We start from the raw sequence: 26,318 nt of genomic DNA on the forward strand, positions 1-26,318 counted from the left end.
CTCACCGGCCTCGGCACCTCGGCGCCCGTCCCCTTCGGCCCCGCTGATCAGACGGTGCGCTTCTGGAACACCCCCGACGTGGCCGGGCCCGGCCGCGACGCGCTGTGGGGTGAACTGCCGGCCGCCGGAACCGACCACTTCGGCACCGACGGCCTGGCAGGTCCGGATGCCTTCCCGGACAACCACGCCGGGTCGTAACACCACTCGAACGGGGGCCGTGTCAACCGCACGGCCCCACCCTCCGCTACGCCACACTTGCGGCCGAACGCCCCGGAACGGGCGTGGCGGAGGAGGTTCGCGTGGCCGTTTCCATCTCTGTGGTGCTGCTGCTCCTGTTGCTGGCCGTGATCTTCATGCGCCAGGGCGCGCTGAAGATCTCGCACGCCCTGGTCTGCATGCTGTTCGGGTTCTTCCTGGCCAGCACCAGCATGGCGCCGACCATCACCAGCGGGCTCACCGCGACCGCGGACCTGGTCAGCAGTCTGCGGCCCTGAGCCTGCCGCCCGGGGGTTCCGTCAGGGTTTCCAGAAGACCCCGATCCCGTTCGCCACGGCGCGTGCCGGGCTCTCGGTCGGGTGGTTGAGCACGCTCACCGTCTTCGCGCCCGCGGTGCGGGCCACCATGGTCGTGGAGCCGCCGCCGTCCAGGCTGAACGCGTCGGCCGCTCCCAACTGCCGCATTTCGGACGCTACTTCAGCGATGGTCAGGCCCCTGCGGTAGGCCACCGCGCCGTCCAGCGCGAGCAGCAGCAGCCTGCGCCCACCGTTCGCGTAGCCGACGGCCGTGCGCACCGCCGCGGTGGTGGCGTCGAGACCGGCCAGCGGCTCGCCGTCCCGCAGCACCGGGTAGCCGCCGACGGCGAAGCGGTACGGGATCTTGGAAGCGGAGGGCGCCATGCGCTCGCGCACCGTGACCCGTTCGCCCTTGGTGAGGGCGCGCAGCCTGTCCGCGCCGGCCTCCCGGCCCAGCAGGACGGTGGTGCCCGCGGCGATCGCACCGCTGCCCGGGCCGGCGGACGTGGCGACGACCTTGCCGCCGCGGACCTGCACCTCGTAGGTGTCGGTGCTGCACCCGGCGGCCCGGTCGGTGTCCGAGCCGCAGGTGGCGCGCTTGCGGGAGGCCGAGCCCCAGGCGGCGGTGTAGGCACCGACGGAACCCTGCGCCAGGGCGTACTGGTTGAGCCCCCGCAGCGCCAGGGTGCCGCCGGGGGTGCGGACCGTGCCGACCAGGGTCAGCCGGTCGAGCCGGGCCCGGCGGTCCACGCCGACGCCGAGGACGTCGGTGGTGGCGGTCCCCGGCGGCAGCGACGGGCCGAACCGCTGGGCCGTCGGCACCGCCGCCTTGAGCACCCTGCCGTGCGCGATCGCCGGACCGACGCTCGCACCGGTCACCTGGACGCCCGGGTGCTGGGTCTCGTTGATGTTGAAGAAGTCGCCGTTCACGCCCGCGACCGCGCCCGCCGCGTCCGCCATCGCGGACACCGGCGACCGTGCGGCCACCGCGCCCGGCGAGAGCAGGTCGACGTGGACGTGCGGGTCGGTCAGGTCGACGGTCAGCAGATGGACGTGGACCGTGCCCTTGGCCGCGGAGAGGTCGAACTGCCGGTAGGCGACGCCGGACGCGATCCGGCCGGCGCCCGACGCGGCGCCGGCCGGTGCCGCCCCCACGAGGGCCGCACCGGCCAGCACGCCGGACGTGGTGAGAATCGTGCACAGAGTTCGGGTCGTCGCTGCAAGCCGTCTCCGACGATGCGTCACCGCACCCCCTGAAGTCTCGTCAAGTTCCTGGGACTCAGGAAGTGCAGCAGACGAGAGTGGCCCGCGGGGCGGCTAGCCGTCGACTACGCGAGAACGGGTGAGGAAACGCACCCCCTCGGGTGCCTCCAGGGAGAAACCGCTCCCCCTTCCGGGTACCACGTCCACGATCAGCCGGGTGTGGCTCCAGGCCTCGTACTGGCTGCGGGACATCCAGAAGGTGACCGGCTCCTCGACCCCGTCCACCGCCAGCTCGGCCAGCAGCACGTCCGAGCCGCCGGTACGGAACTCGCCGTCCGGATAGCACATGGGCGCGCTGCCGTCGCAGCAGCCGCCGGACTGGTGGAACATCAGCGGCCCGTGCTCCGCGTGGAGCCGGCGCACCAGCTCGGCGGCCTGCGGGGTGAGTTCGACGCGCGCGGGCGCGGTCCTGTCGTCGTCCATGGGTACCGTCCTGGGCCGGGGGCGTCGGATCCCCTCAGTCTCACGCGGCGTCAGGGGCGCGTCCAGCACGCGTCGTCGAGCGGTCGGCCCGAGCTGCGAAGTTTCCGATTAGCGAATTGTGTTGGCATTTAGGAGTGATGCTGCCGATTTCGCGAGCCCGCCCGTTGACTGGAATGCGTCCGCATCCATAGCCTTCATCTTCATACGTAGACAGAGGCTCGCGCGAAGCCTCTCCAGCAGTAAGGACGTTTCGCCCATGAGCCAGCCCGTCGTCACCCGCTTCTCCGTGTATCCGGTGGCAGGCCGGGACTCCATGCTGCTCAACCTCTCCGGCGCGCACGCCCCGTACTTCACCCGCAACGTCGTGGTCGTCGAGGACTCCGAGGGCCGCACCGGGCTCGGTGAGGTACCCGGCGGGGAGGCGATCACCAGGACCCTGAGGGACGCCGGGTCCCTGGTGGTCGGCTCCAGGCTGGGGGACTACAAGCGGGTGCTGCGGGCCGTGGGAGAGGAGTTCGCGGGGCGGGACGCCGGGGGCCGCGGCGCGCAGACCTTCGACCTGCGCACCACCGTGCACGCCGTCACCGCCGTCGAGTCCGCGCTCCTCGACCTGCTCGGCCAGCACCTGGAGGTCCCCGTCGCCGCCCTGCTCGGCGACGGCAAGCAGCGCGACTCGGTCCGCGTCCTCGGCTATCTCTTCTACGTCGGCGACCCGGACCGCACGGACCTGGACTACCTCCGCGAACCCGACTCCGACGTGCCCTGGTACCGCATCCGCCGCGAGGAGGCCCTCACCCCGGAGGCCGTCGTCCGCCAGGCGGAGGCGGCCTACGACCGCTACGGCTTCCGTGACTTCAAGCTCAAGGGCGGCGTGCTGGCGGGGGCCGAGGAGGTCAAGGCCGTCCGGGCGCTGAAGGACCGCTTCCCCGAGGCCCGGATCACCCTCGACCCCAACGGCGCCTGGTCCCTGCGCGAGGCCGTCGAACTGTGCCGCCCGCTGCTCGGCACCCTCGCCTACGCCGAGGACCCCTGCGGGGCCGAGGGCGGCTACTCCGGGCGGGAGATCCTCGCCGAGTTCCGCCGGGCCACCGGGCTGCCCACCGCGACCAACATGATCGCCACCGACTGGCGGCAGCTCACCCACGCCCTCGCCCTGCAGTCGGTGTCGATCCCGCTGGCGGACCCGCACTTCTGGACCATGCAGGGGTCGGTACGGGTGGCCCAGCTCTGCCACGAGGCGGGGCTGACCTGGGGTTGCCACTCCAACAACCACTTCGACATCTCGCTCGCGATGATGGCGCACTGCGGTGCCGCGGCCCCCGGCGACTACAACGCCCTGGACACGCACTGGATCTGGCAGGAGGGCCAGGAGCGGCTCACCGTCGAACCGCCGCGGATCACCGGCGGCGAGGTCGCCGTCACCGACGCCCCCGGGCTCGGCGTCCGGCTCGACATGGACCGGCTGCTCGCGGCCCATGCCCGCCACGAGGAGCTGAACCTCGGGGCGGGCCGGGACGACGCGGCCGGGATGCAGTACCTCGTGGCGGACTGGAGCTTCGACGCCAAGCGGCCGTGCCTGGTGCGGTGAGCCGTCAGGCGCCCCGCGCGGCCGAGGACTTCTCGGCCGTGGTCTGCCCGGCAGCCCGGAACGTGAGCTGCTGCCGGGGCGCGCGCAGCAGGACCACCGCGACCAGGGCGGCCAGCAGGGTCAGGCTCCCCGCCGTGACCAGGCACAGGCGCATGCCGTCCAGGAAGGAGTCGCCGAGCGCGCCCATCGTCCGCCCGGTCCGGGCGCCCAGGTCCAGCCCGGCGACCGCGCCGAGGCCGTCCGTCTGCGCCGTCGTGACGATCCGGTCCTGCGCCGCTCCGGTGACACCCGCGTCGGTGAGGTGACCGGGCAGCGCGTCCAGTGCCCGGGTGGTGAGCAGCGCGCCCATCACGGCCGGGCCGAGGGCACCGCCGACCTGCCGGAAGGCGTTGTTGCCCGCGGCCGCCATACCCGCCAGATGGTGCGGTACGGAGGCCACCGCGGTCGCGGTCATCGCCGTCATGACGAAGCCCATGCCGAGGCCCAGCAGGGCGAGCCGCCAGGCGGCCGAGCCGAACGAGGTGCCGGCGGTCAGGCCGGTCAGCGCGAACAGGGCGGCGGTGACCGCCAGCAGGCCACCGGTGATCATCACCCGGGCCGATATCCGGTGCATCAGCCGCCCGGCCGGTCCGCCGACCAGCAGGGCCGCCCCGCTGACCATCAGCAGCCGCCACGCGGCCTGCAGGGTGTCGAGCCGCTGCACCATGCCGAAGTAGAGGCTGAGCACGAAGAAGAAGCCGATCAGCGCAAGGAAACTGGTCGTGGCGACCAGCGTGGTGGCGGTGAAGGCGGGGCTGCGGAAGAGGCTCAGGTCCAGCATCGGGCTGTCGCTGCGCCGCTCCGCCAGCACGAACCCGGTACCCGCGACCACGGCCGTGAACAGCGCCACCATCACCTTGACGTCGGTGAACGAACTGGCCCCGCCCTCGATCGCGCCGTACACCAGGGCGGTGACCGCGAGCGTCGCGGTGAGCTGGCCGGGCCAGTCCAGGCGGCGCCCGTGCGGTGCCCGCGAGTCGGTCGGCTGCCGGGCGGCGACGGCGACGGCCAGGAGCGCGACGGGCACGGTCGGCAGGTAGATCCAGCGCCACGAGAAGTGCTGGACGATCACCCCGGCGAGCAGCGGACCGACGGCCAGGGCCGCTGTCAGGCAGGTGGCCCAGATGCCGATGAACTTGCCGCGCTCCCGGTGGTCCGGCACCGCATGGCTGATCAGCGCCAGCGTGGTCGGCAGCAGCGCGGCCGCGCCCACGCCGGCCAGGGCCTGTCCGGCCCAGACGACCTCGACCGAGTGTGCGCACAGGGCGGTGACCGCGCCCGCCGTCGAGGACAACAGGCCCGCCTGGAACACCTTCTTGCGCCCGTGGACGTCCCCGACGACGCCCGCGGTCAGGATGAACGCGGCCATCGGCAGCACGAACGCGTCCTGCACCCAGGACAGTTGCGCGGTCGAGGCGTTCAACGCGGCCTGCAGGGCGGGCAGGCTCACGGCGACGGTGGTGACCGGAAGATAGGCGACGAAGACGCCCAGGCAGGCCATGACGATCGTGGCCGCCCGCCGCTCGACCGGCGCGCTCGCCGGTGTCGTGACGTTCACGGAGATACTCCTTCGCGGCGCACCGCACCGCGGTCGAAGGCCACCGGCGTGTCCGGCGGCCTGTGTCGAACGGGCTTCCGAGGGGAAACCCGCCGCCACAGCATCCGGTCTGCGCACCCGCAACCACCAACCAAGGGGTGCTCCGGCTACAGAAACCTCCATCATCCCCGTATCCTCGTGGCAGACTTCCGCCATGCTCGACATCGTGGACAGAAAGATCCTCCGTGCCCTGCAGTGCGCACCCCGGCTGCCCTTCCGCCGGATCGGCGAGGTGGCCGGCGTCTCCGAGCAGACCGCGGCCCGCCGCTACCAGGCGCTGCGCCGCAGTGGCACGCTGCGCGTGCTGGGACTCGTCAACCCCCGGGTGTACGGCTCCGCGCAATGGGTGGCCCGGGTCCGCTGCCGCCCCGACCGGGTCGGCCCGCTCGCCGACGCGCTGGCCCGGCGCCCCGACATCTCCTACGCCCACCTGGCCTCGGGCGGCTCGGAGATCTTCTGCGTGATCCGCTCGCCGCTCGACACGGAGCGCGACGACACCCTGTTCCGGCAGTTGCCGAGATCCGCCTCGGTGTTGGACGTCAGTGTCGACCTGCTCCTGCACGAGTACGGCGCTCCCGGCACCGCCGAGTGGACAGGCTTCGGCGACAGCCTGGACGCCGAGCAGGTCCGGCTGCTCACCGCGGAACGGCCGGCGCCCGCCGCCGCGCCCCCGCCGCTTCCCGCGGAGGAGGACGCCCCGTTGCTCGACGCGCTCGCCGAGGACGGCCGTACCACCCACACCCGCCTCGCCGAGCGCACCGGCTGGTCGGCGGCCCGGGTCGCCCGCCGGCTGGAGGCCCTGGAAGGCTCCGGCACCCTTGAATACGAGGTCGAACTGCTGCCGGAGCACCTGGGTTTCCCCCTCAACGCCACCGTCTGGCTGCGCGTGGCCCCCGCGCATCTGGAGCGGGTCGGTGAGGAGTTCGCCCGCCACGACGAGGTCCCGTTCGCGGGGGCCGTCACCGGCGAGTACAACCTGCTGGTCAGTGTCGTCGCCCGGGACCCCGACGACTTCTACCGCTATCTGACCACGCGCGTGGCCGCGACCTCGGGGATCGACGGCTACAGCGTCAGCATGCGGGCCCGCCCCCTCAAGAAGGCGGCATCGCTCATCTCCCGGGGCCGACTGGTGCCGCCGGTGTCCGTCCAGACCGGGCCTTCGGCGTCCGGCTAGAAGCCGGCCCGCGTTCCGCCGCCCACCGTCACCATGACGCCCGTGACCTGGCCGACGGCCCCGGCGACCCTCCGGAGGGCCTGGCGCCCGGCCGTCGCGGCGACCATCGCCGAGGGCCGTCGCGGCCGCCTCGAACTCGACACGGCGCCCGGCCGCGGCTGCCCCTTCCGGCCGGTCCTGCCGGCGGCGGACCGACCCGGCCGCCGCCCTCCGCGGCCGTCCGGTCAGCGGTGGCGGCGGGCCCGGCGGGCCTCCAGCAGCAGCGGCAGCAGGGACACTACGACGATCGCGCCGACCAGCGGCAGCAGATAGCGGTCGATGTGGGAGACCGAGGAACCCAGCGCGTACCCGGCGAGGACGAAGCTCTGGGACCAGAGGACCCCGCCGACGGCCTGCCACAGGGTGAACGGCCGTACCGGCACCCCCAGCGCCCCGGCCGCCGGGTGCAGCACCGACCGGAGCATCGGCACGAATCGGCCGATCACCAGCGCCTTGCCGTACCCGTAGCGGGCGAGCAGCCGCTCCGCGCGGGCGGCGCCCTCCCGCACCCGCCGCCGGGAGGTACGGGCCAGCAGCGGCCGTCCGCCGTGCCGGCCGATCAGATAGCCGACCTGCCCGCCCGCCACCGCGCCGACCGCCGCGCACACCAGCACCTGCCACAGCTCCAGCCGGGGCGCCCGGTCCGCGGTCGCCGCGCACAGCACACCGGCCGGGAACAGCAGCGTGTCCCCCGGCAGGAAGAAACCGACGACCAGCAGCCCCGACTCGGCGAAGATCACCGCCAGGACGCCCAGCGCACCGAAGGCAGCGAGCAGCGAGCCGCTGTCCGTCGGATTGACGGCGATCACCACGCTAGCCTCCCCGCCCCGCTCGCCGGCCGTCTCCCCCAAGTGTCCCGTGAGGAACGCCGCCACACCTTCCACGACACCGCGCGCCGGACGCCTCCCGGGCCTCATCTGCCCCAGATCCTCCGGTAGGCCTCCCGGTAGCCCGGTGGGTCCCAGGTGGTGGCTCCCGCGCTGTTGGCGGCCGTCGAGACGTGGGTGGGAGCGACGTAGCCGCTGGCCGGGCGGCCGGCGAAGGCGCGGTTGAACTCGTCCACGATCTGCCAGCCCTGCTGCGACAGCGGCTCGGGAACGGTGGCGGCCTGGTACTGCCCGCTGTCGATGCGCTGGAAGGCGGACGGGTCGCCGTCCCCGGCCCCGATGTTGAACGGCGGCCCGGTGCCCTTGCGGCCCGCCGCGCGGAAGGCGGGGGCGGCGTCGGCGAAGTACAGGTCGTTGATGGCGACGGAGTGCGTCCAGGTGTCCGGGAAGCGGGCGAGCAGCGAGGCGATCTCACGCGGGGTGCGGCTGCTCGCGTCCGGGATCGGGATGTTCTCGTACGCCAGCAGCCGCACCCCCGCGCAGGTGGCGAGCTCCGCCCTGATCAGGTCGGACTTCGTCCGCGCGAACGGGACCGAGGCGTCGGTGAACAGGACGACCCCGGCCCGGCCGCCGGAGTGCGCGATGATCCACTGCGCGCTGATGCCGGCCACGTCCTCGACCCGGGTGGTGACGTTGGTGAAGAGCGGGGGCCGTCTGCTGGGGCCCGGGGCGACGACCGCGTGCCAGCCGACGAGCGGGATGCCGTCCGCGCCGGCCTCGGCGACCTGCCGCGCGGTCGAGCCCGGATCGAAGCCGCCGACGACGATGCCCGAGGGCCGCAGGGCCACGGCCTCGCTCATGGCCGCCTGGATGCCGGCGGGGCTGCCGGCCCCGTCGATCACCCTGACGTCCCAGCCGATGACGCGCGCGGCCTCCCGCAGGCCGTTCGCGACGCCCGCGACGCCGGGATTGGTCATGGTCTCCGCCACGAAGACGACCGTCCGGCCGGACACCGCCCGGGGGCCGGTGGCCGGTCCGTCCCAGGTGGTCCCGGTCCGCTCCGCCCGCGCGACGGCGGCCCCCGCCGAGGCCTGGACGGCGGGACAGCCGCCGGGGCCGGTGGTGGCGGTCCCGGGGCCGTCCGACGAGCCGTGCCGGCAGCCGGCCAGGGCGGCTGCCCCGGCCAGCAGGGCGAGGGCGACGGTCCGGGGAGCGCCGGCCCTGCGCGGGCGGGCGGCCCTGGCGGGGGACGTGACGGGGGTCATGGCGCGGTGCCCGCGGTGCCGCCTCCGGACGCCGCCGTCGGCGGGCGCGGCGCGGCGGCCGGTGCGTCGCGGGCCGCGTCGGCCCCGGTGCGCAGCCGGCGGGCGGAGTAGCCGGCCAGGCCGACGGCGAGCAGCAGCGTGCCGCCGTAGAACAGCGGGACCGTCCAGAAGTCGGCGCCGAGCTGTCCGATGCCGGTGAGGCCGACGGCGAGCACGGCCACGGCGACGAGTGTGCCGAGGGCGTTGGGACGGCCGGGTCTGATCGCGGTGGAGCCGAGGAGCGCGCCGACGAACGCGGGCAGCAGGTAGTCGAGGCCGACGCTGGGATTGCCGATCTGCTGCTGGGCCGCCAGCAGCACCCCGGCGAAGCCGACGATCAGCCCCGAGGCGGCGAACGCGTGGACGGTGTACCTGCGGGTCGGGATGCCGACCAGTTCGGCGGCGCGCGGATTGGCACCGATGACGTACAGGAACCGGCCCAGTGGCAGCCGCTCCAGCACCACCCAGAGGACGGCGGCGAGGGCGAGGACGTAGAACGCGGGCAGCGGCAGGCCGAGGAGGGTGGAGTCGTAGAGGCCGGTGAAGGCGGCCGGCAGACCGGCAGGCCCGGGGACGATCCTGCCGCCGCCGGTGACCCAGCCGGTCACGGCGTACAGCATGCTGCCGGTCCCGAGGGTGGCGATGAACGAGTCGATCCGGCCGAACTCGACGGCCACGCCGTTGAGCACCCCCACCACCCCGCCCCCGGCGATCACCGCGAGGCAGGCCCAGGGCCAGGGCCACCCGCCGTCGACGACGAGCCACAGCACCATGACGTGGGCCAGGCCGAGACCGTAGCCGAGGGAGAGATCGAAGGAGCCGGTCACGATGGGGACCATCGCGGCGAGCGCGAGGACGGCCGGGATCGACTGGTTGGACAGGACCGAGTCGAGGGTGTCCCGGGTGGGGAACGTGTGCGGCAGCGCGAGGGAGAAGACCACGACGAGCAGCGCGGTGAGGACCAGCAGGCCGTAGGAGGCCGCCAGGCGCCGGACCGTGTCCCGCCGCGGCGGCCGGGAACGCGGCGCGGACGGCGGGAGCGCGGCGGCGGTCATGAGCCCGCGCCGGTTCCGGGGGCCGGCAGGGCCGAGGCCGCCCGGGTGAGTCCGGTGACCGTGAGGTCCGCACCGCTCAGCTCGGTGGTCACGCGGCCGCGGACGAACACCAGGGCGCGCCGGCACACGCCCGCCACCTCCTCGAAGTCGGTCGAGACGAGCAGGACCGCGAGACCGCCGGCCAGCGCGTCGTCGAGCAGGCGGTGGACCGCGGCCCTGGCGCCGACGTCCACGCTCGCGGTCGGCTCCTCCAGGACCAGCAGCCGCGGGTGCACACCGAGCCAGCGGCCGATCAGGACCTTCTGCTGGTTGCCGCCGGACAGGGTGGCGAGGGGAGCCTCGCCGTCGCGGGGCCGCACGGCGAACCGCTCGATCAGTTCCGCGGCCCGGGCACGTTCGCGGCGCGGACCGGTCCAGCGCAGCGCGTGCCGCCCGGCCGCCCGGGGGTTGGCGAGCAGGTTCTCGCGCACGGTCAGCTGCATCGCGCAGCCCTCGCGCTGCCGGTCGCCGGGCACCAGGCCGACCCCGGCCGCGACGGCGTCCGCGACCGTACGGGGCCGGTAGGGCCGCCCGCCCAGCAGGACCCGGCCGCCGAGGAAGGGCCGGGCACCGGCGAGTGCGCGGCCCAGCTCCTGGTGTCCGGCGCCCGAGAGCCCGACCAGGCCCAGCGCCTCCCCGGCCCGCAGCTCCGCGGTGACCGGCGCGGTGCCCGCGGTCCGCGTGCCGTCGAGGACCAGGAGGGCGGGCGCGGGGGCGGTGGGAGCGGTGGGGGCAGGCGGGTGGTCCGGTTCCGTGCCGACGAGGTCGCGGGCCGCTGCCGTGCCGACGATGTCGTGGACCAGCAGGGCGGGGGCGTGGCCGGCCAGCGGTCCGTGGCTGACCAGCCGGCCGTCGCGCAGGACGGCGAAGGCGTCGGCCACCTGGTACACCTCGTCCATGCGGTGGGTGACGTAGAGGATGCCGTGTCCCCGGTCCCGCAGGTCGTGCAGGACGCGGAAGAGCCGGGCGCAGTCCGCCGCGGGCAGGCGGGCGGTCGGTTCGTCGAGCACGACGAGCCGGGCACCGGCCGCCAGTGCCCGGCCGACGGCGACCAGGGAACGCTCGGCGGGCCCGAGCCGTGCGACCGGAGTGTCCGGATCGAGGTGTCCGGCGACCGCTTCCAGGGCTCCGGCGCAGCGCTCCCGGGTCCGCCGCCAGGAGATCAGTCCGGCGCGGCGCGGGTATCCGGTGGTCAGGGCGATGTTCTCGGCGACGGTCATCCACTCCACGAGCCCGAGGTCCTGGTGGATGAACGACATGCTGCGGGCCGCGGCCTGACTGCCGAGCGGATGCCCGGCCACCGTGACCGATCCCGCGTCGGCGTGATGGACCCCGGCGAGCACCTTGATGAGGGTCGACTTTCCGGCGCCGTTGGGGCCGAGGAGGGCGAGGACGCTGCCGGCCCGGACATCGAGGTCGACCCCGTCCAGTGCGCGGGTCCCGCCGAACCGCTTGGCCAGCCCGCGGATCCGGACCAGGGGGTCGGGAGGCTCGTGCACGGACAGCTCCGGGGGTCGGCCTGACGTTCTCTTCTTCCCGACTCTCGCCGGTGATCCTAGTGGGCCGAGTCGTGGCATTCCGGATTTGATGCCCTCGTGCCGTCTTCGGTGCCGGATCGGACGCCGCCCGCCGCGTCACCGAGGGGCCGTTCGCCTCAGCGGTCCGGGTCTCCGCGGCCTCAGGCGGCTTCGGTCCCGCACTCGGCCCAGATGACCTTGCCCTGCCGGATGTAGCGGGTGCCCCAGCTGCGCGCCAGCTGGGCCACCAGGAACAGGCCGCGGCCGCCCTCGTCGGTGGTGGCCGCCCGGCGCAGGTGCGGGGCGGTGTTGCTGCCGTCGGAGACCTCGCAGATCAGGGTCCGGCCGTGCAGCAGACGTACCCGGACGGGGCCGCGGCCGTGCCGGATGGCGTTGGTGACCAGCTCGCTCAGCACCAGCTCCGCGGCGAACCCCAGCTCCTCGAGTCCCCAGTCGGCCAGCCGGGACAGCGCCGAGGAGCGGACCTCGCGGACGAAGGAGGGGTCGGCCGGCAGGTCCCAGGTGGCGATCCGGTGCGGGGCCAGCGCCCGGGTTCGGGCGACGAGCAGGGCGATGTCGTCTTGGGGGTGGACCGGGGCCACCGTGTCCAGCAGCGTCTCGCAGATCTCCTCGGGGGTGCGGTCCGGGGTGGCGAGGGCGCCGCGCAGCCGGTCCAGGACCAGGTCCACGTCGCGGTCGCGGCCCTCGATGAGCCCGTCGGTGTAGAGGACCAGCCGGCTGTCCTCGGGGAGGTCGATGTCGACGGCCTCGAAGGGCAGGCCGCCCAGACCGAGCGGGGGCCCGGCGGGCAGGTCCGGGAAGGAGACCGTGCCGTCGGGGCGGACGAGCGCGGGCGGCGGGTGCCCGGCGCGGGCCATGGTGCACTGCTGCGTGGTCGGGTCGTAGACGGCGTACAGGCAGGTCGCGCCGAAGATGCCCGTCTCGCCCGCGGCGGGGGCCTCCCGGTCCAGGCGCCCCACCAGGTTGTCGAGGTGGGTGAGGACCTCGTCCGGGGAGAAGTCGAGTTCGGCGAAGCTGCGGGCGGCGGTGCGCAGCCGTCCCATGGTGGCGGCCGAGAGCATGCCGTGGCCCACGACGTCACCGACCAGGAGGCCGACCCGGGTGCCGGAGAGGGGGATGACGTCGTACCAGTCCCCGCCCACGTCCGACTCCGCGGGCAGGTAGCGGTGCGCCACCTCGACGGCGTCCTGGTCGGGCAGCCCCTGCGGCAGCAGGCTGCGCTGCAGGGTCAGGACCATGGTGCGCTCCCGCGTGTAGCGGCGGGCGTTGTCGATCGACAGGGCGGCACGGCCGGCGAGTTCCTGGACGAGCGAGCGGTCGTCGTCGTCGAAGGGCGCGGGCTGCCGCCCACGGTAGAACGCGGCCACGCCGAGCACGACGCCGCGAGCGACCAGGGGCACGGTGATGAGCGAGTGGACGTGGGCCAGCATCACCTCGGTGCGCGGCGGGTCGTGGGAGAGCCAGCCCATGGCGGTCCTCAGGTCCGGTTCCAGCACGGCCTGCCCGCCGCTGAGGCAGCGCAGGTGCGGAGTGGCCGGGCCGTAGTCGACGCGCTTGCCGACGGGGTGGAACGGACAGTCGTCGGCGATGCCGTGGACCACCGTGCGGTACAGGTCGGAGGAGGGGTCGGCGGCCTCCTCGCCGCGCAGCACGGCCTCCGGGAGGTCGATCGTGACGTAGTCGGCCAGCCGTGGCACGGCCGTCTCGGCGAGTTCCTCCGCGGTGCGCCGCACGTCCAGGGTGGTCCCGATGCGCGTGCTGGCGTCGGTCAGCAGCTCCAGGCGGCGGCGGGCGGCGAGCGCGTACCGCCCCACGTGCGGCTCTCCCACCAGCACGAGTCCTCTGGCCGGGGACTCGGCCGGGGACTGCGGTGAGGGGGGCGGCGGGGCGGTGCCGGGCGTCACGGCCCGGAGAGGTGCGAGGCCGGACGCGGCGATGCCGGGCACGGTTCCTGGGGAGCCGGGTGGCGCGGCCGTGGGGACGGCCGCGGCCGGCGGGACGGCCGGCGTCGCCCGCACCCCGGCGGCGGGCACGGTGCCGGCGCGGGCGAAGTCGGTGGGGACGAGGATGAGGCGCGGGGATTGCGCGGCCGGCCGCGGGACGAGGAGCGGCCCGTTCGGTGCGGGGCCGGGCAGGACCGCCTCGACGACGAAGCCCTGCACGCCGGTGGCGGTCGTGGTCGGACGGCTGACCAGCGTGACCCGGCGACCGCCGGCCAGGGCCACGTGGACGGCGGCCCGCTGCGCCCACGAGATCAGCTCGGCGGCCTTCTCCATGAGGAGCGCCCGGTCGCAGGGGCGCACCCCGAGGGCCGGCTCGCCGAGCCCCAGGCGCTGGTGGGGTCCGGCGGCGGTCTCGGCTCCGGTGTCCAGGTACGCCCGCAGCAGGGCCCGCTCGCGTTCGGAACTCTGCCCGAGCAGCCGCCTCTCGATGGCGTGGGCCGCCCGGCGTATCACGGTGGCCAGCGCCGGGTCCTCGGCGCCGCGCGGGTAGCCGAGGCACAGGACGCCCTCGATACGGCCGCTGATCGGGTCGCGGACGGGCAGCGCCCGGCAGGCGTTGCCCTGTGCGCGCTCGGCGAAGTGCTCGGCGCCGTAGACCTGGACGAGCTGCCGCTCCGCGAGTGCGAGCCCGATCCCGTTGGTGCCGGCGTACCGCTCGGCGAACACGAACCCGGGGACGCGCTGGAACGCCGGGAGGCTTCTGGCCAGCGACGCCTCCCCGAAGCGGCGCAGCAGGACGGTTCCGTTCGGGTCCGCGACGGAGATGTTCATCCTGGTGCCGGCGAACCAGGCCTCCAGCCGGTCGAGCACTGGCGCGGCCGCCCGGATGATCCGGGCATCACGGTCGAAGTCGTCCCGGAAGGGCAGACCCGGCTGGTCGGGGGAGAGCCCCAGGGCCCGGCAGCGCTGCCACGAGTGCGAGATGGGGGTGCGTACGCCGGCCTCGACCGCCTCGCCCTGGAGGAAGCGCTCACGCGAGCGGGCGGGACCCTTGCCGTCCGTCGCTGCCGCCATCCCGCTGCCCCGAACCACGCTTCGCCTCACTCGCGTTCGCAGAGTCCGTCTCGCCGACACCTCACCAGCACCCTGTGCTGCCAAGTTTTATTACAACAATAGGGTATATGTGAGATTGCGGACATTGCGTACCCGGCCTCACAGGACGGCGACCGGGTTGACCGGCGAACCCGTACCGCCCGGGATGTCCAGCGGCGCCACCACGAGCAGGAACTCGTACCGCCCGGCCTCGGTGGTCGCGGCCGACAGGGCCTCCAGGTCGAGGTTGTCCAGCAGTGGCACGCCCATCGCCGCCACGGCGAGGGTGTGGACGGGCGAGTGCACACCGGCCACCGGCGAGGGCCGGACGTCGTTGTCGCCGTCGCCGCCGAGCAGTGCGATGCCGCGCTCGGCCAGCAGCGGTACGGCGTCCACGTGCAGGCCCGCGCAGGCCGTGCCCGGATCCCAGGCGCCGAGTTCCGCGCGACGGCGGGTCCGCCCGGAGCGCACGAGCACCGCGTCGCCCGCACCGATCCGCACGCCGTGCGCCCGCTCCGCGGCGAGGACGTCCTCCGCGTGCACCGCCAGCCCCGGCTCCAGCCAGCGCACCCCGAGCACGGCGGGGAGATCGAGCAGGACGCCCCGGGTCACGAGCGGGCCGAGCGCCGACACCGCGCCGAACCGGGCGCCCGCCGCGCCGACGACGTCCCTCGCCGCCCGGCCGTCGTACACCTGCCCCCGGTAGGAGACGTGGCACAGGGCGTCGAGATGGGTGACGGACTTGCCGTGGTAGTCGGCGGCGATGAAGTCCTTGTGGGTGGCCGGCTCCGGGCTCTCCACGTCGCCGAGATCGGTCATGTGGTGCAGGGCGGGCCTGGGGTTGTCGGGGCCGGGCACGGTGTTCCAGGGCAGCGCCAGCGGTACCACGCTGCCGGACCGCACGGCGGCCGTGGCCCGTCGTACCCGCTCCGCGGTCACCTGGTTCCAGGCGCCGCGGTCGGCCGGGGTCCAGCGGCCCCAGGTGCGGACCGCCGCGAAGAGCGCGTCGAAATCGCGGCGGGAGACGGCGGGCCCGTTCCGGGCGCCGCGAGGACCGGGGTCCGGCCCCTCCACAGGGCTCGCGCTCATCGGTACTCACCGCCGTCCCTGTCGGCCCGGATGTCCAGCCTGGCACGGCCCGGACCGGCGCGCCGGGTGCACGCGTCCGGGGCGGGGGCCGAGCCGGTCCGCGGGTCCGCACGGCGGGCAGAGGCGCTGTTCGGACCGTAGATTGAGGAGGAAGCCGTTGAGGCGGGAAGGAGCGTCAGCGGTGGCATCGCGGGTTGATCACACGGCGCTGTTCGCCGCGACACCGAGCCCGTATCTGGTGCTCGGTCCCGACCTGGTCATCGTCGATGTGAACCGGGCCTATCTGGCGGCCACCGGACGCACCCGGGAGGACCTGCTCGGGCGGCACATCTTCAGCGCGTTCCCGGACAACCCGGCCGACCCGGACGCCGACGGGGTCCGCAATCTCGGCGCATCCCTGCGCCGGGTCCTCGCCACCGGCCGGCCCGACACGATGGCGCTGCAGAAGTACGACATCCCCGTCGTCAGCCGTCCCGGGGTCTTCGAGGAACGCTGGTGGTCCCCGGTGAACACCCCCGTGCTCGGCCCGGAAGGGGAGGTGGCGTACATCATCCACCGGGTGGAGGACGTCACCGCGTTCGTCACGGAATACCGGGCCACCCACCCCGACTGCGTCCTGGAGGGGCAACGGCTGAAGGAGACGCAGGCTCTGGAGGCGGAACTGTACGCCAGGGCGCGGGAGTTGCAGCGGCTGAACGAGGAACTTCGGCAGGCCCACACCCGCGAACGCGAGGTCGCCGTCATCCTCCAGGAAGCCATGCTGCACGTCCCCGACCTGGCCCACCACCGCGACATCGCGGTGCGCTACCTTCCCGCCACCGGCTCCCTCAACGTCTGCGGCGACTGGTACGACGTCGTCGACATCCCGCCGGACCGGCTCGCCGTCGCGGTGGGCGACGTCATCGGGCACGGCCTGGAGGCGGCTGCCGTCATGGGCATGCTGCGCAGCGCCCTGTCCGCCGCCATCCGGGCCCTGGAGCGCCCCGCCCAGGCCCTGGAGGTGCTCGGCCTGTACGCCAGGTCCGTGGAGGGGGCGCTGGGCACCACCGCCGTCAAGGCTGTCGTGGACGCGGCCAGCCGCCTGATCACCTACAGCAGCGCGGGCCATCCGCCGCCGATGCTCATCCACCCCGACGGCAGCTGCGATCTGCTGGACCAGGCCACCGACCCGCCGCTCGGCGCCCGCCCCCAGCACGTGCCCCGCCCGCAGGCGAGCCTGCCGTACCGGCCGGGCGACACCCTCGTCCTGTACACCGACGGCCTCATCGAGCGGCGGAACCAGGACATCGACGTCGGTCTCGGGCAACTGGCCGACGTCCTGGGCGAGTTCGCCGATCTGGGCACCGAACAGCTCGCCGACACCGTACTGGCCCGCCTGGGCGTCGCCAGTGGCGGCCGGGACGACATCGCGCTCGTCGTCGTACGGCTCTGAGCCGGGGCGGCCCGGCGGGGGAGCGGTGCCCGCTAACGGCCGGCGCGTACCCCGTCCAGGGCGATGCCGAGGACGCGGTCGCGCTGGACGTCGTCGTCGAAGGCCGTCGCCGTGATGCCGGAGACCATGCGGAGCAGGTCGCCGATCTCCATGTCGGTCCGGGCCACACCCGCCTTCTGGGCCCGTTCGAGGAGCGGGCCGCCGGCCGCGTACATCGAGTCGCGGCAGGCCTGGAAGATCTCCGACTCGTCGTTCAGGGCCTCGCGCACCGCCCGCTTGGTGACCATGTAGCCGGTGAAGCGCTCCAGCCAGGCCGTCAGGGCCTCCCACGGCTCCAGGTCGGCCAGCTCCACGGCGGCCCGGCACAGCGCGTTGACCTCGTCCGCGTAGACGCTCTCGAAGAGGTCGCGACGGGTGGGGAAGTTCCGGTACAGGGTGCCGATCCCGACCCCCGCGCGGCGGGCGACGTCCTCCAGGGAGACATCGGCGCCCCGCTCCGCGAACGCCTGGCGGGCTGCCGTGACCAGTGCGTCGTAGTTGCGGGCCGCGTCCTTACGGTGCGGTCTGCGGGACGCGACGATCTCGCTTACGGGGAACGGGCTGTCCGTCACTGCTGCCTCCCGCGCGACAGGGGTAAACCGGAGGGTTTCCTCGACTTCGGTTGAAGCGGAGGGTTGCCTCCAGTAGAGTGGAGGGGTACCTCCACTTTAGCAGTGCGGAGCGGTACCGCCATGGCCGGACGCGGCCCGGTGTTCCCTTCCCGCACGCTCACGGAAGTCCCGCTCGCAGTTCCCTTCTCTTTCCTCGTCATTCCCTCCGTTCCGATGTCGGAGAGGCTCTTCATGCCCCGGAAGTCCACCCGCCTCACCTTCGCGGTCCTCGCGACCGGTGCCGGCGTGTTCTCCATGCTCCAGTCGCTGGTCGCCCCGGCCCTGCCGACCGTCCAGCACGCCCTGCACACCTCCCAGTCCACCGCGACCTGGGTGATGACGGCCTATCTGCTGTCCGCCTCGGTCTTCACCCCGATACTCGGCCGGGTCGGCGACCTGATCGGCAAGAAGCGCACCCTGGTCGCCGTCCTGCTGGCCGTCCTGGCCGGCTGTCTGGTCGCCGCCCTCGCGCCGAACATCGGCGTCCTGATCATCGCCCGGGTCGTCCAGGGCGTCGGCGGTGCCCTGTTCCCGCTCTCCTTCGGCATCATCCGCGACGAGTTCACCCCGGCCGAGGTCAGCGGCAGCATCAGCAACCTGTCCGCGGTGATCGCGGCCGGTGGCGGCGTCGGCATCGTGGCCGCCGGACCGATCGTCTCGGCGCTCGACTACCGCTGGCTGTTCTGGATCCCGGTCGGCGTGGTCGCGGCCACCGTCCTGATCGCCGCCCGCTACGTTCCCGAGTCGCCCAAGCGGGCCGAGGGCAGCGTCAGCTGGCTCGGCGCCGGGCTGCTCTCCGCCTGGCTGGTGGCACTGCTGCTGCCGCTGAGCCAGGCCGGGCAGTGGGGCTGGGGCTCGGCCAAGGTCCTCGGCCTCTTCGGTACGGCCGTCGTCCTGTGCGCCGTCTGGCTGCTCACCGAGTCCCGCTCCGCCAACCCGCTCATCGACCTGCGCGTGATGCGGCTGCCCGCCGTCTGGACCACCAATACGGCCGCCCTCCTCTTCGGTGCCGGCATGTACGCGATCTGGTCCTTCCTGCCCGGCTTCGTCCAGACCCCCGCCTCGGCCGGCTACGGCTTCGGCGCCACCGTCACCGAGTCCGGCCTGCTCATGCTGCCGATGCTCATCGCCATGTTCCTCTCGGGTGTCCTCGGCGGCCGCCTCGAACACCGTGTCGGCGCCAAGGCGCAGCTCACCGCGGGGGCCGCGCTCGGGGCCCTGGCCTGCGCCTTCCTCGCCCTCTGGCACGACAAGGAGTGGCAGATCGGCGTCGTCGCGGGACTGTTCGGCCTCGGCATCGGGCTGGCCTTCGCCTCGATGGCCAACCTCATCGTCGGCAGCGTGCCGCCCGAGCAGACCGGTGCCGCGACCGGCATGAACGCCAACATCCGCACCATCGGCGGCTCCGTCGGCGCCGCGCTCACCAGCGTCCTGGTCACCGGGCGGCTCCAGCCCTCCGGGCTGCCGTACGCCTCCGGCTACACCCACGCCTGGACCCTGCTCGCCCTGTTCTGCCTGACCGCGGCCGGGGCCGCCCTCCTCGTCCCGGTCCGCCGCGCGAGCCGCGTCACCGGTCCGGTGGTGGAGCAGCCGGCGGCAGCACCCGTACGCGTACGGTAATGTTGACCTGCGTGATCACGCGGCAGCGGCCGCGTGACTCCGCAGCGGGACGTGGCGCAGCTTGGTAGCGCACTTGACTGGGGGTCAAGGGGTCGCAGGTTCAAATCCTGTCGTCCCGACTGGAGACAGTCGCAGGTCAGGGCCGGTTTCGGAGGTATCCGAAACCGGCCCTTGATCATTCTTGGGGACCAGTGGGGGACCGGCGCCCTTGACCGGGGTCGGCGGGTCACGACGATCGGGCCCGGCGGTGAGCGTGGTGCGCGCAGCACGCCGAGGTGTACGGGAGCGCCGCCCCGGCGGCCGTGATCTTGTGTACGCCGGGGTGCAGGTATCGCTGAGTGGTGGTCAGGGAGCCGTGGCCGGCGTCGCGCAGGACGGCGGTGGAGACACGTCCGCCGCGCGGGCCGGTGAACAGGCGGGCATCGGGATCAAGGCCGGCGGGCAGGACGCGCCGGGCGACGAGGGGGCGGATCTCCTCGACGACGGGAACCTTGCGGGCGTGCCCTTGGTGCCCTTGTCGGTCAGCCCGCGCAGGGTTCGCTGTGGTCTCCTTCCCGCGATGCGGTTCGGCGTTGGCCATGGTTGCCATTGGTTCATCGGGCAAGTGCGGCTATTTCCGGGGGAGTACGGAACACCAGACGGATCCGCGGAAGAGTCCGGAGACGGACGGCACAGTTCGCGGTGTCGCCTGCCGCACTCTTCTGAACTGCGCCGATCGGCTGAACCGGTGTCCGTGATCCGTCCGCCGCGCCGTCGTGGACCTGGGCCGCATCACCCTGTCGCGCCGATAATCGGGCGAATCAGCCCGAGAACGGCCACCGGCGGCCGGCACGGCGACGGTGGCCGTCGACGCCGCGGACGGGGAGGCTGCGGGTTGCCGACTGTCTGGCCAGAGGTATGGAGCCGCAGGCCAAGGAGACGAATCCGTGAAGAAATGGACGCATTTCTCTGTGACCGCCGAGACCAGGCGTCTGTGGAGGGTCACGTTCGACAGCCCGCCGATCAACCTGGTGTCCCCGGAGATGCTCGTCGAGCTTCCGAGACTGGTCGATCAGATGGAGGCTGCTTCGGAACTGAGGGTGGCCGTGTTCGAGTCGGCGAACTGCGACTACTTCCTGAACCACTACGACACCTCCAGGGTGGCTGAGACTCCCAAGGAACTGGGAGCCGGCGGCCACCCGCTCCTGATTGACGCCAGCACCCGCCTGTCACGTCTGCCGGTCGTCTCGGTCGCCAAGGTCAGGGGCCGCGTCCGGGGGTCGGCAGTGAGCTGATCCTGGCGATGGACATGCGCTTCGCCAGTGAGCGGGCGCTGTTCTGCCAGCCCGAGACCGCCAACGGCAACCTGCCTGGCGGCGGTGGCCTTGAACATCTGCCCCGGCTGCTCGGCCGTGCCCGGGCACTGGAGGTGGCCCTGTCCAGTGACGACTACTCGGGTGAGCTGGCCGAGCGGTACGGCTGGGTCAACCGTACGGTCCCCGACAGCGAACTCGACGCGTTCGTCGACACCCTGGCCCGCCGGATCGCCTCCTTCGACAAGGAATCGATCGCCGCCGTCAAGCAGCAGGTCAACCGGTCCACGCTGCCGTCCGCGGAGGATCTGCAGTCCTCCTACGACCTCTACATGGACTCCTTCGGCTGGCCGGGTTCCCAGCGCAGGCTACCGGCTGCCACCGCCGCAGGACGCAATCAGCCGGGCGACTACGAATTGCGTCTGGGCTACCACCTCGGACGCCAGCCGGCGGACGACACCCACCTGCGGTGATCAGGTTCCGAGCGGTCGGCAGGGGTCGTCGCACAGCTCGCCGGCCGGCGGGGCACCCGCAACTCGCCCGTGGGCAAGGCGGTCTGGGCCGAGCAGGAGGTCACCCCCTCCTTCCTGAGAGCACCGGCATCGAACCGGGCCGGCCGACGACGCCCCGTCCGTGGGCCCTGCGCCCGGGGCCCGGGAGGTCACCGATGCCGTGGTCCTAGATCCAGCCTCTCTTGGCCGCCTCGACTCCCACCTGGAAGCGGGTTTCGAGGCCGAGGCCGGACGCGATCGCCCCGATCCGGCGGGTCACCGTGCGCGCGCTCGTCCCCAACTGCCGTGCGATCGCGTGGTCCTTGTAACCCGCGTGCATCATCTTCAAGAGCAGGAGGTCCTGCGGGCTCGGCCCGTCGGGCGCCGCCGGAGCGGTCGCGACGAGGGATTGCGCACGTTGCCAGTAGGAGTCGAACAATTCGAGGAGCGCATCGAGCAGGCCCGACTGGTGGACGACGGCGATCCTGTCGTAGCGACCCGGGACCAGCGCGACCAGCGCGACGCGCCGGTCCATGATGCGCAGCCGGAAGGGCAGGGCCGGCAGGATGCGGGCCTGCTCGCCGATCTGGGCGAGGTGGGTGATCAGTTCGAACCGGCCCGGCTGTGCCAGCGCCTCCTGGGTGTAGACCGACCGTATGTCGACGCCGCGGCCCAGCAGGTCCATCGTCAGGGCCTCCTCCAGCTCGGTGCTGTAGGGGCCGAGATAGGGAGGCCGGTCGAGCACCCAGAAATGGGTGCGGACCGACTGCATCAGTTCGGCGACGCGCAGCGTGATCTCCGCCTCGCCGGTGATCACCTCCACCAGTCCGGTCGGATCCTCCTGCAGCCGATGGGCGCGGTAGTCGTCCGCCAGATCGTCGACGGTGCCCCACACGGCGGTGAACGCCGCCTCGGTCTCGGCCCGGCGTCTGGCGAGCAGTGCCCTCAGCGCGGTGTGCGGGCTGACCGGTCGGTACTGGCCGGGTCCTTCCCTTCGCAGCATGCCCAGTTCCACCAACCGGGAGACGGCGCGCCTGATCCGGCTGGGCGTGGTGCCCAGGGTCTCGGCGATCTCGGCCGCCGTCCGGTCCGACGTGGTGAGGTAGGCGCGGTAGACCTGTTCGTCGAACTCGCTGATCCCCAGGGTGCTCAGCACCGGTTGCCTCCCAGCGATCGCCGCCCGTCAAGCAGTCGGGACGGCCGTGGCGCGAATCGCCAGCTGGCGATGTACGACAGGAGTTTGATCTAGACATTCGCCGTTCACAAGCTTTCACTCTGAACGTTCACGCCACCTGTGGACGGGTTCCGGGCACCCTCGGCGCCTACGACCGGTCAGGCGGCGCCACTTGGAGGGCAGAGGGCGATCGTGCTCTGCCCGACCGCGAGCGGGGAGAGACCCTGTGAAAGCGCATCACCGCAGACGCTGGAGTGCGCCGGTTGCCGCCGGCGCCCTGGCGTTGGCGCTGTCCGGCCCCTACGACGCGACGGCCTTCGCGTCCTCGGCGGCCCGTCCCGCCGCCGAGCACCTGCCCACCGCATCCCTGTCGACGGCGGCCACGTCCGACCGGGTGCCCGCGGGCGACCACTCCGTGACGCTGATCACCGGAGACGTGGTCACCACCCGGCGGAGCCCGGGCACCGGCAACGGGGCCGGAGGCGTCGTCAGCGTCCGCGGTGCCGACGGACGCCCGGTGCAGACCCACATCCTGACGTCGGGCGACGACCTGTACGTGTTCCCCGAGTCGGCGCTGCCGTTCGTCGCCAAGGGCATCCTGGACCGGCAGCTGTTCAACATCACGGCCATGATCGCCGACAGGTACGACGACGCGCACCGCGACCGGCTGCCGCTCATCGTCTCCTACACGCACGCCGCCGACGCCCGCGGCAAGGCCGCCGCCCTGCCCGACGGGGCGACCCGGGTCCGTACCCTCGGCGGCATCGACGGCGCCGCCCTCGCCGCGGACCGCGCGCACGCCGCGGACTTCTGGAAGTCCGTGACCGCGACGCCGCCGGCCGACGGGGTCCGCAAGCAGTCCGCCGCACCGGCCTTCGCCGACGGGATCGCGCACATCTGGCTGGACGGCCTGGTCCACGCCGACCTCGCCGACAGCACGGCGCAGATCGGCGCCCCCCAGGTCTGGGCGAACGGCAACACCGGACAGGGTGTGGACGTGGCCGTCCTGGACACCGGCGTCGACGCCGGGCACCCCGACCTCGCGGACCGCGTCGCGGACCGTCAGAGCTTCGTACCGGACGAGAACACGGACGACCACGTCGGCCACGGCACGCACGTGGCGTCCATCATCGCCGGTACCGGCGCGGCCTCCGACGGCAAGGAGAAGGGTGTCGCCCCCGGCGCCCGCCTCGACATCGGCAAGGTGCTGGACGACACCGGGTCCGGTCAGACCTCCTGGGTCCTGGCCGGCATGGAATGGGCCGCCGTCGACCAGCACGCCAAGATCATCAACATGAGCCTCGGCGACGATCAGCCGTCCGACGGGACCGACCCGCTCAGCCAGGCCGTCGACACGCTCAGCGCCGAGACCGGTGCGCTGTTCGTCGTCGCCGCGGGCAACTCCGGGGCGCCCGACACCATCGGCGCACCGGGCGCGGCGAGCGACGCGCTGACCGTGGGGGCCGTCGACTCCGGCGACTCGGTGGCCGAGTTCTCCAGCCAGGGCCCCCGCGTGGACGGCGCGCTGAAGCCGGAGCTCACCGCCCCCGGCGTCGACATCCTCGCGGCCAACTCCCAGTTCGACGGCAACGGCGAGGGCGCCTACCAGACCATGAGCGGCACCTCCATGGCCACGCCCCACGTGGCGGGCGCCGCCGCGCTGATGGCCGCCGCCCACCCGGACCTCACCGGAAGCCAGCTGAAGGACCTGCTGGCCAGCAGCTCCCGGCAGACCCCGCAGTACGACGCCTTCCAGGCGGGCAGCGGCCGTCTCGACGTCGCCGCGGCCTCGCACGCCGGAGTCTTCGCCACCGCGACGGCGTACGCCGCGCAGGTTCCGCAGAGTCCCGCCGGCGGCGTGCAGCGCCCGGTGACGTACACCAACACCACGGACAAGCCCGTCACCCTCGCGCTGAGCGTCGAGGCGGCACATGCCCCCGGCGGGGTGTTCCGGCTCTCCGCCTCCCAGGTGACCGTGCCGGCACGCGGCACCGCCGGTGTCACCGTGACCATCGACGGATCGGGCGTCACCACGGGCGGCCGGTACACCGGCCAGGTCGTCGCGAAGACCCCGGCCGGCGAGGTCGCGGCGCACACCGCCGTCTCCCTCGGGGACGTCGAGCACAAGCTGACCATGCGGTTCAAGGACGCCCAGGGGCGGCCGATGCCAGGCGTGGTCGAACTCCTCAGGTCCGGTGAGAACTCCCCGATGTTCGTCGAGATCGACGGCTCCGGCACGGGCCAGATGTACCTGCCGAACGACGTGTACTCGGTGCTGTCCTTCAAGACGGTTCAGGGCGTGCACGGACCCCACTCCTGGGGCATGGCCCTGCTCGGCGACCCCGACGTCCGCATGGACCGCGACACCACCGTCACACTCGACGCGTCCAAGATCGAACGCGTCGACATGACGACCCCGCAGCGGACCGAGACGACCTACCAGCGGCTGGACTACACCCGCCTGATGGGCGGCCAGGCCTGGCGCGACTACATGGAGACCCAGACCAACTACGACAGCCTCTGGGCCCAGCCGACCACCCACAAGGTCACCCACGGCGACTTCTACCTGGCGGCCCGCTGGCGCAAGGAGCAGCCCGCGCTGTCCGTCTCCACCAGGACGACCGACTTCACCGACGTGCTGCGCCAGAACGGCGTCACCCCCCTGCCCAAGGGCACCGTCAAGCTCCCGCTGGTCTTCGCCGGGGAGGGCGCGACCGCCGACTACGCCCACCTCGACGCACACGGCAAGGCCGTGGTGGTACGCCGTAACGACGACGTGTCCGACAGGAACCAGGCGGCCGCCGCGATAGCCGCGGGCGCCAAGCTCATGCTGGTCGTCAACAACGTGGACGGCCGCGGCTTCCGCTCCTACAACGCACCGTTCAGCTCGACGCCCGTCCGGCTCGACGTGGGCCTGCTCAGCACCGACGAGGGCGAGAAGCTCGTACAGCAGGCCCGGACCCGGGGCGCCACGGTCACGGTCGGATCCGCGCCCGTGAGCCCGTACGTCTACGACCTCGACCGGACCTGGCACAACGAGATCCCCGCCCACCTGGTGGTGCAGGGCAGCGCCAAGAACCTCGCCAGGATCGACGAGACCTTCGACAGCCCCGCGCCGGGCAGCACCGGCGGCGAGTTTCGATACGACTGGCCCGCCTACAACGACTGGGCCATCGGCGAGATGATGCCGGAGCCGGTACGAGGCAAGCGCACCGACTGGGTCTCCACCGGGGGCTTCAACAGCTGGAGCCAGAGCGCGTACGCGGACGGCCTGGTCTTCGAAGCCGGCCCCAAGACGTCCTACCGGGCCGGCAGTACCCAGTCGGAGGAGTGGTTCAAGCCGATCGAGCGGCCCTACCTGAACGACGTCTACAGTCTGCCCACCCGCACGGGTGACCACCTCTACATCGACGCCCCGGCCTGGGGCAGCCACGACCACGTGGGCATGAGCCAGATGGACCCGGTGACCGAGCAGCGCCAGACCCTCTACCAGGGCACCACGCAGCTGGGCACGGGAACCTTCACGAACGTCTCGGGCGACGCACCCGGCGCCGGAAGACTCCCGTACCGGATGGTCGTCACCAGCAAGCGCGACGTGGCGTTCACCCCGTACTCCTCCCGTACGCGCACCGAGTGGGACTTCACCTCGAAGGCGCCGGCGGACGGTTCCGCGGCGGTGCTGCCGCTGGTGCAGATCGACTACGAGGTCGGCACCGACCCGGCCGGGCGGGCCGGACGGCACGACTCCCTGTCCGCCACCGCCGCTCAGCTACCGGGTGCCGTCGGCGCCGGCCGGCTCGGCGCGGTCACCCTGGAGATGTCCTACGACGACGGCACGACGTGGCACCGGGTCACCGGTGACCACGCCGGGCGGTTCCGCCTGGACGCGCCGAAGAAGGCGTCCTACGTCTCACTCAGGGCGAGCGCCCGGGACTCGGCGGGCAACGCGGTGCACCAGACGGTGATCCGGGCGTTCGGCCTGCGCTGACGCACCGCCACGGATCGCACGCGAGGCGAGAGCGGTCCGGCCGGGGGCACACGCCCCCGGCCGGACCGTTCGGACGACCCCGTCGGCGACGAAACTGCCGCACTCCTTTCCAGAGAGATCGGATGGCGACAGATAATTTTCGTCCCAGA

The 26,318-nt window shown here is 73.1% G+C and carries 21 protein-coding genes and 1 tRNA gene; 10 read left to right on the plus strand and 12 right to left on the minus strand.

All coding sequences use genetic code 11. From position 1 onward, the window contains the following. The first annotated feature begins 54 nt into the window (after positions 1 to 54). Positions 55 to 198: a hypothetical protein gene (locus BLW82_RS44710; protein WP_177233184.1), complete on the plus strand. Its 144-nt coding sequence runs from the start codon at positions 55 to 57 to the stop codon at positions 196 to 198. Between the two features lie 101 nt (positions 199 to 299). Continuing rightward, positions 300 to 494, plus strand: coding sequence for a hypothetical protein (locus BLW82_RS36910; RefSeq protein WP_093505948.1), 195 nt, complete (start codon positions 300 to 302; stop codon positions 492 to 494). Between the two features lie 21 nt (positions 495 to 515). On the opposite strand, the gene BLW82_RS36915 is transcribed toward BLW82_RS36910, so the two are convergent. Together BLW82_RS36915 and BLW82_RS36920 are read right to left on the minus strand one after the other, a co-directional pair. Continuing rightward, complete coding sequence (locus BLW82_RS36915) at positions 516 to 1,688, minus strand: phosphodiester glycosidase family protein (protein ID WP_256216067.1); 1,173 nt, start codon at positions 1,686 to 1,688, stop codon at positions 516 to 518. Between the two features lie 141 nt (positions 1,689 to 1,829). Continuing rightward, entirely contained in the window at positions 1,830 to 2,198 is a 369-nt protein-coding gene (locus BLW82_RS36920; protein ID WP_093505952.1) for a DUF779 domain-containing protein, read from the minus strand. Between the two features lie 256 nt (positions 2,199 to 2,454). Between BLW82_RS36920 and BLW82_RS36925 the strand changes: the two genes are divergently transcribed. Further along, positions 2,455 to 3,786, plus strand: coding sequence for an enolase C-terminal domain-like protein (locus BLW82_RS36925; RefSeq protein ID WP_093505954.1), 1,332 nt, complete (start codon positions 2,455 to 2,457; stop codon positions 3,784 to 3,786). Positions 3,787 to 3,790: 4 nt separating this feature from the next. On the opposite strand, the gene BLW82_RS36930 is transcribed toward BLW82_RS36925, so the two are convergent. After that, the gene (locus BLW82_RS36930) at positions 3,791 to 5,383 is read right to left on the minus strand and encodes an MFS transporter (protein WP_177233185.1); all 1,593 of its coding nucleotides are present in this window, start codon (positions 5,381 to 5,383) and stop codon (positions 3,791 to 3,793) included. A 193-nt stretch (positions 5,384 to 5,576) separates the two neighbouring features. On the opposite strand from BLW82_RS36930, the gene BLW82_RS36935 reads away from it, so the two are divergent. Continuing rightward, the gene (locus BLW82_RS36935) at positions 5,577 to 6,596 is read left to right on the plus strand and encodes an Lrp/AsnC family transcriptional regulator (RefSeq protein ID WP_093505956.1); all 1,020 of its coding nucleotides are present in this window, start codon (positions 5,577 to 5,579) and stop codon (positions 6,594 to 6,596) included. Between the two features lie 224 nt (positions 6,597 to 6,820). Here BLW82_RS36935 and BLW82_RS36945 read toward each other — a convergent pair whose 3' ends face one another. From BLW82_RS36945 to BLW82_RS36970, 6 genes are all read right to left on the minus strand, one after another. Further along, a complete protein-coding gene (locus BLW82_RS36945) occupies positions 6,821 to 7,444 on the minus strand; it encodes a DedA family protein (protein ID WP_093508466.1) in 624 nt (207 codons plus the stop codon). Positions 7,445 to 7,548: 104 nt separating this feature from the next. Further along, positions 7,549 to 8,727, minus strand: a complete 1,179-nt coding sequence (locus BLW82_RS36950) for a substrate-binding domain-containing protein (protein WP_093505960.1) — start codon at positions 8,725 to 8,727, stop codon at positions 7,549 to 7,551. Beyond that, entirely contained in the window at positions 8,724 to 9,821 is a 1,098-nt protein-coding gene (locus BLW82_RS36955; RefSeq protein ID WP_093505962.1) for an ABC transporter permease, read from the minus strand. Before BLW82_RS36955 ends, BLW82_RS36950 begins: the two co-directional genes overlap by 4 nt. Beyond that, positions 9,818 to 11,437, minus strand: coding sequence for a sugar ABC transporter ATP-binding protein (locus BLW82_RS36960; RefSeq protein ID WP_093505963.1), 1,620 nt, complete (start codon positions 11,435 to 11,437; stop codon positions 9,818 to 9,820). Before BLW82_RS36960 ends, BLW82_RS36955 begins: the two co-directional genes overlap by 4 nt. 101 nt (positions 11,438 to 11,538) lie before the next feature. After that, a complete protein-coding gene (locus tag BLW82_RS36965; protein ID WP_093505965.1) occupies positions 11,539 to 14,415 on the minus strand; it encodes a SpoIIE family protein phosphatase in 2,877 nt (958 codons plus the stop codon). 138 nt (positions 14,416 to 14,553) lie between these two features. Continuing rightward, on the minus strand, positions 14,554 to 15,522 hold the full coding sequence (locus BLW82_RS36970) for a cyclase family protein (RefSeq protein ID WP_093505967.1): 969 nt from the start codon (positions 15,520 to 15,522) through the stop codon (positions 14,554 to 14,556). A 181-nt stretch (positions 15,523 to 15,703) separates the two neighbouring features. Between BLW82_RS36970 and BLW82_RS36975 the strand changes: the two genes are divergently transcribed. Next, positions 15,704 to 16,954 (plus strand): PP2C family protein-serine/threonine phosphatase, encoded by a 1,251-nt coding sequence (locus BLW82_RS36975; RefSeq protein ID WP_093505969.1) that lies wholly within the window; start codon positions 15,704 to 15,706, stop codon positions 16,952 to 16,954. A gap of 32 nt (positions 16,955 to 16,986) precedes the next feature. Here the strand turns inward: BLW82_RS36975 and BLW82_RS36980 are convergent, their stop codons facing one another. Continuing rightward, a complete protein-coding gene (locus BLW82_RS36980) occupies positions 16,987 to 17,565 on the minus strand; it encodes a TetR/AcrR family transcriptional regulator (protein ID WP_093505971.1) in 579 nt (192 codons plus the stop codon). A 231-nt stretch (positions 17,566 to 17,796) separates the two neighbouring features. On the opposite strand from BLW82_RS36980, the gene BLW82_RS36985 reads away from it, so the two are divergent. Next, positions 17,797 to 19,224: an MFS transporter gene (locus tag BLW82_RS36985; protein WP_093508467.1), complete on the plus strand. Its 1,428-nt coding sequence runs from the start codon at positions 17,797 to 17,799 to the stop codon at positions 19,222 to 19,224. 45 nt (positions 19,225 to 19,269) lie between these two features. After that, positions 19,270 to 19,343, plus strand: a tRNA-Pro gene (locus BLW82_RS36990). Positions 19,344 to 19,450: 107 nt separating this feature from the next. Here BLW82_RS36990 and BLW82_RS36995 read toward each other — a convergent pair. Next, positions 19,451 to 19,804, minus strand: coding sequence for a hypothetical protein (locus tag BLW82_RS36995; protein ID WP_256216069.1), 354 nt, complete (start codon positions 19,802 to 19,804; stop codon positions 19,451 to 19,453). Positions 19,805 to 20,150: 346 nt separating this feature from the next. Here BLW82_RS36995 and BLW82_RS45825 point away from each other — a divergent pair, with 346 nt between their 5' ends. Beyond that, positions 20,151 to 20,498 carry a hypothetical protein gene (locus tag BLW82_RS45825; protein ID WP_256216070.1) on the plus strand — a complete coding sequence of 116 codons (348 nt, stop codon included), beginning with the start codon at positions 20,151 to 20,153 and terminating at the stop codon, positions 20,496 to 20,498. Positions 20,499 to 20,512: 14 nt separating this feature from the next. Continuing rightward, positions 20,513 to 20,989 carry an enoyl-CoA hydratase/isomerase family protein gene (locus BLW82_RS45830; protein WP_256216071.1) on the plus strand — a complete coding sequence of 159 codons (477 nt, stop codon included), beginning with the start codon at positions 20,513 to 20,515 and terminating at the stop codon, positions 20,987 to 20,989. A gap of 205 nt (positions 20,990 to 21,194) precedes the next feature. Here BLW82_RS45830 and BLW82_RS37005 read toward each other — a convergent pair whose 3' ends face one another. Next, positions 21,195 to 22,163 (minus strand): helix-turn-helix domain-containing protein, encoded by a 969-nt coding sequence (locus BLW82_RS37005; RefSeq protein WP_093505973.1) that lies wholly within the window; start codon positions 22,161 to 22,163, stop codon positions 21,195 to 21,197. 244 nt (positions 22,164 to 22,407) lie between these two features. Between BLW82_RS37005 and BLW82_RS37010 the strand changes: the two genes are divergently transcribed. Then, entirely contained in the window at positions 22,408 to 26,169 is a 3,762-nt protein-coding gene (locus BLW82_RS37010; protein WP_256216072.1) for a S8 family serine peptidase, read from the plus strand. Positions 26,170 to 26,318: the final 149 nt, after the last annotated feature.

The sequence above is a fragment of the Streptomyces sp. Ag109_O5-10 genome (genome assembly GCF_900105755.1).
GTDB lineage: Bacteria > Actinomycetota > Actinomycetes > Streptomycetales > Streptomycetaceae > Streptomyces.

Coding starts and splice junctions, on each gene's coding strand:
- BLW82_RS36995 (WP_256216069.1), bottom strand. CDS start 19,804: ATGGCCAACGCCGAACCGCATCGCGGGAAGGAGACCACAGCGAACCCT.
- BLW82_RS45830 (WP_256216071.1), top strand. CDS start 20,513: ATGCGCTTCGCCAGTGAGCGGGCGCTGTTCTGCCAGCCCGAGACCGCC.
- BLW82_RS36965 (WP_093505965.1), bottom strand. CDS start 14,415: ATGGCGGCAGCGACGGACGGCAAGGGTCCCGCCCGCTCGCGTGAGCGC.
- BLW82_RS36950 (WP_093505960.1), bottom strand. CDS start 8,727: ATGACCCCCGTCACGTCCCCCGCCAGGGCCGCCCGCCCGCGCAGGGCC.
- BLW82_RS36925 (WP_093505954.1), top strand. CDS start 2,455: ATGAGCCAGCCCGTCGTCACCCGCTTCTCCGTGTATCCGGTGGCAGGC.
- BLW82_RS36985 (WP_093508467.1), top strand. CDS start 17,797: ATGCCCCGGAAGTCCACCCGCCTCACCTTCGCGGTCCTCGCGACCGGT.
- BLW82_RS36960 (WP_093505963.1), bottom strand. CDS start 11,437: ATGCCACGACTCGGCCCACTAGGATCACCGGCGAGAGTCGGGAAGAAG.
- BLW82_RS36920 (WP_093505952.1), bottom strand. CDS start 2,198: ATGGACGACGACAGGACCGCGCCCGCGCGCGTCGAACTCACCCCGCAG.
- BLW82_RS36935 (WP_093505956.1), top strand. CDS start 5,577: ATGCTCGACATCGTGGACAGAAAGATCCTCCGTGCCCTGCAGTGCGCA.
- BLW82_RS36955 (WP_093505962.1), bottom strand. CDS start 9,821: ATGACCGCCGCCGCGCTCCCGCCGTCCGCGCCGCGTTCCCGGCCGCCG.
- BLW82_RS36970 (WP_093505967.1), bottom strand. CDS start 15,522: ATGAGCGCGAGCCCTGTGGAGGGGCCGGACCCCGGTCCTCGCGGCGCC.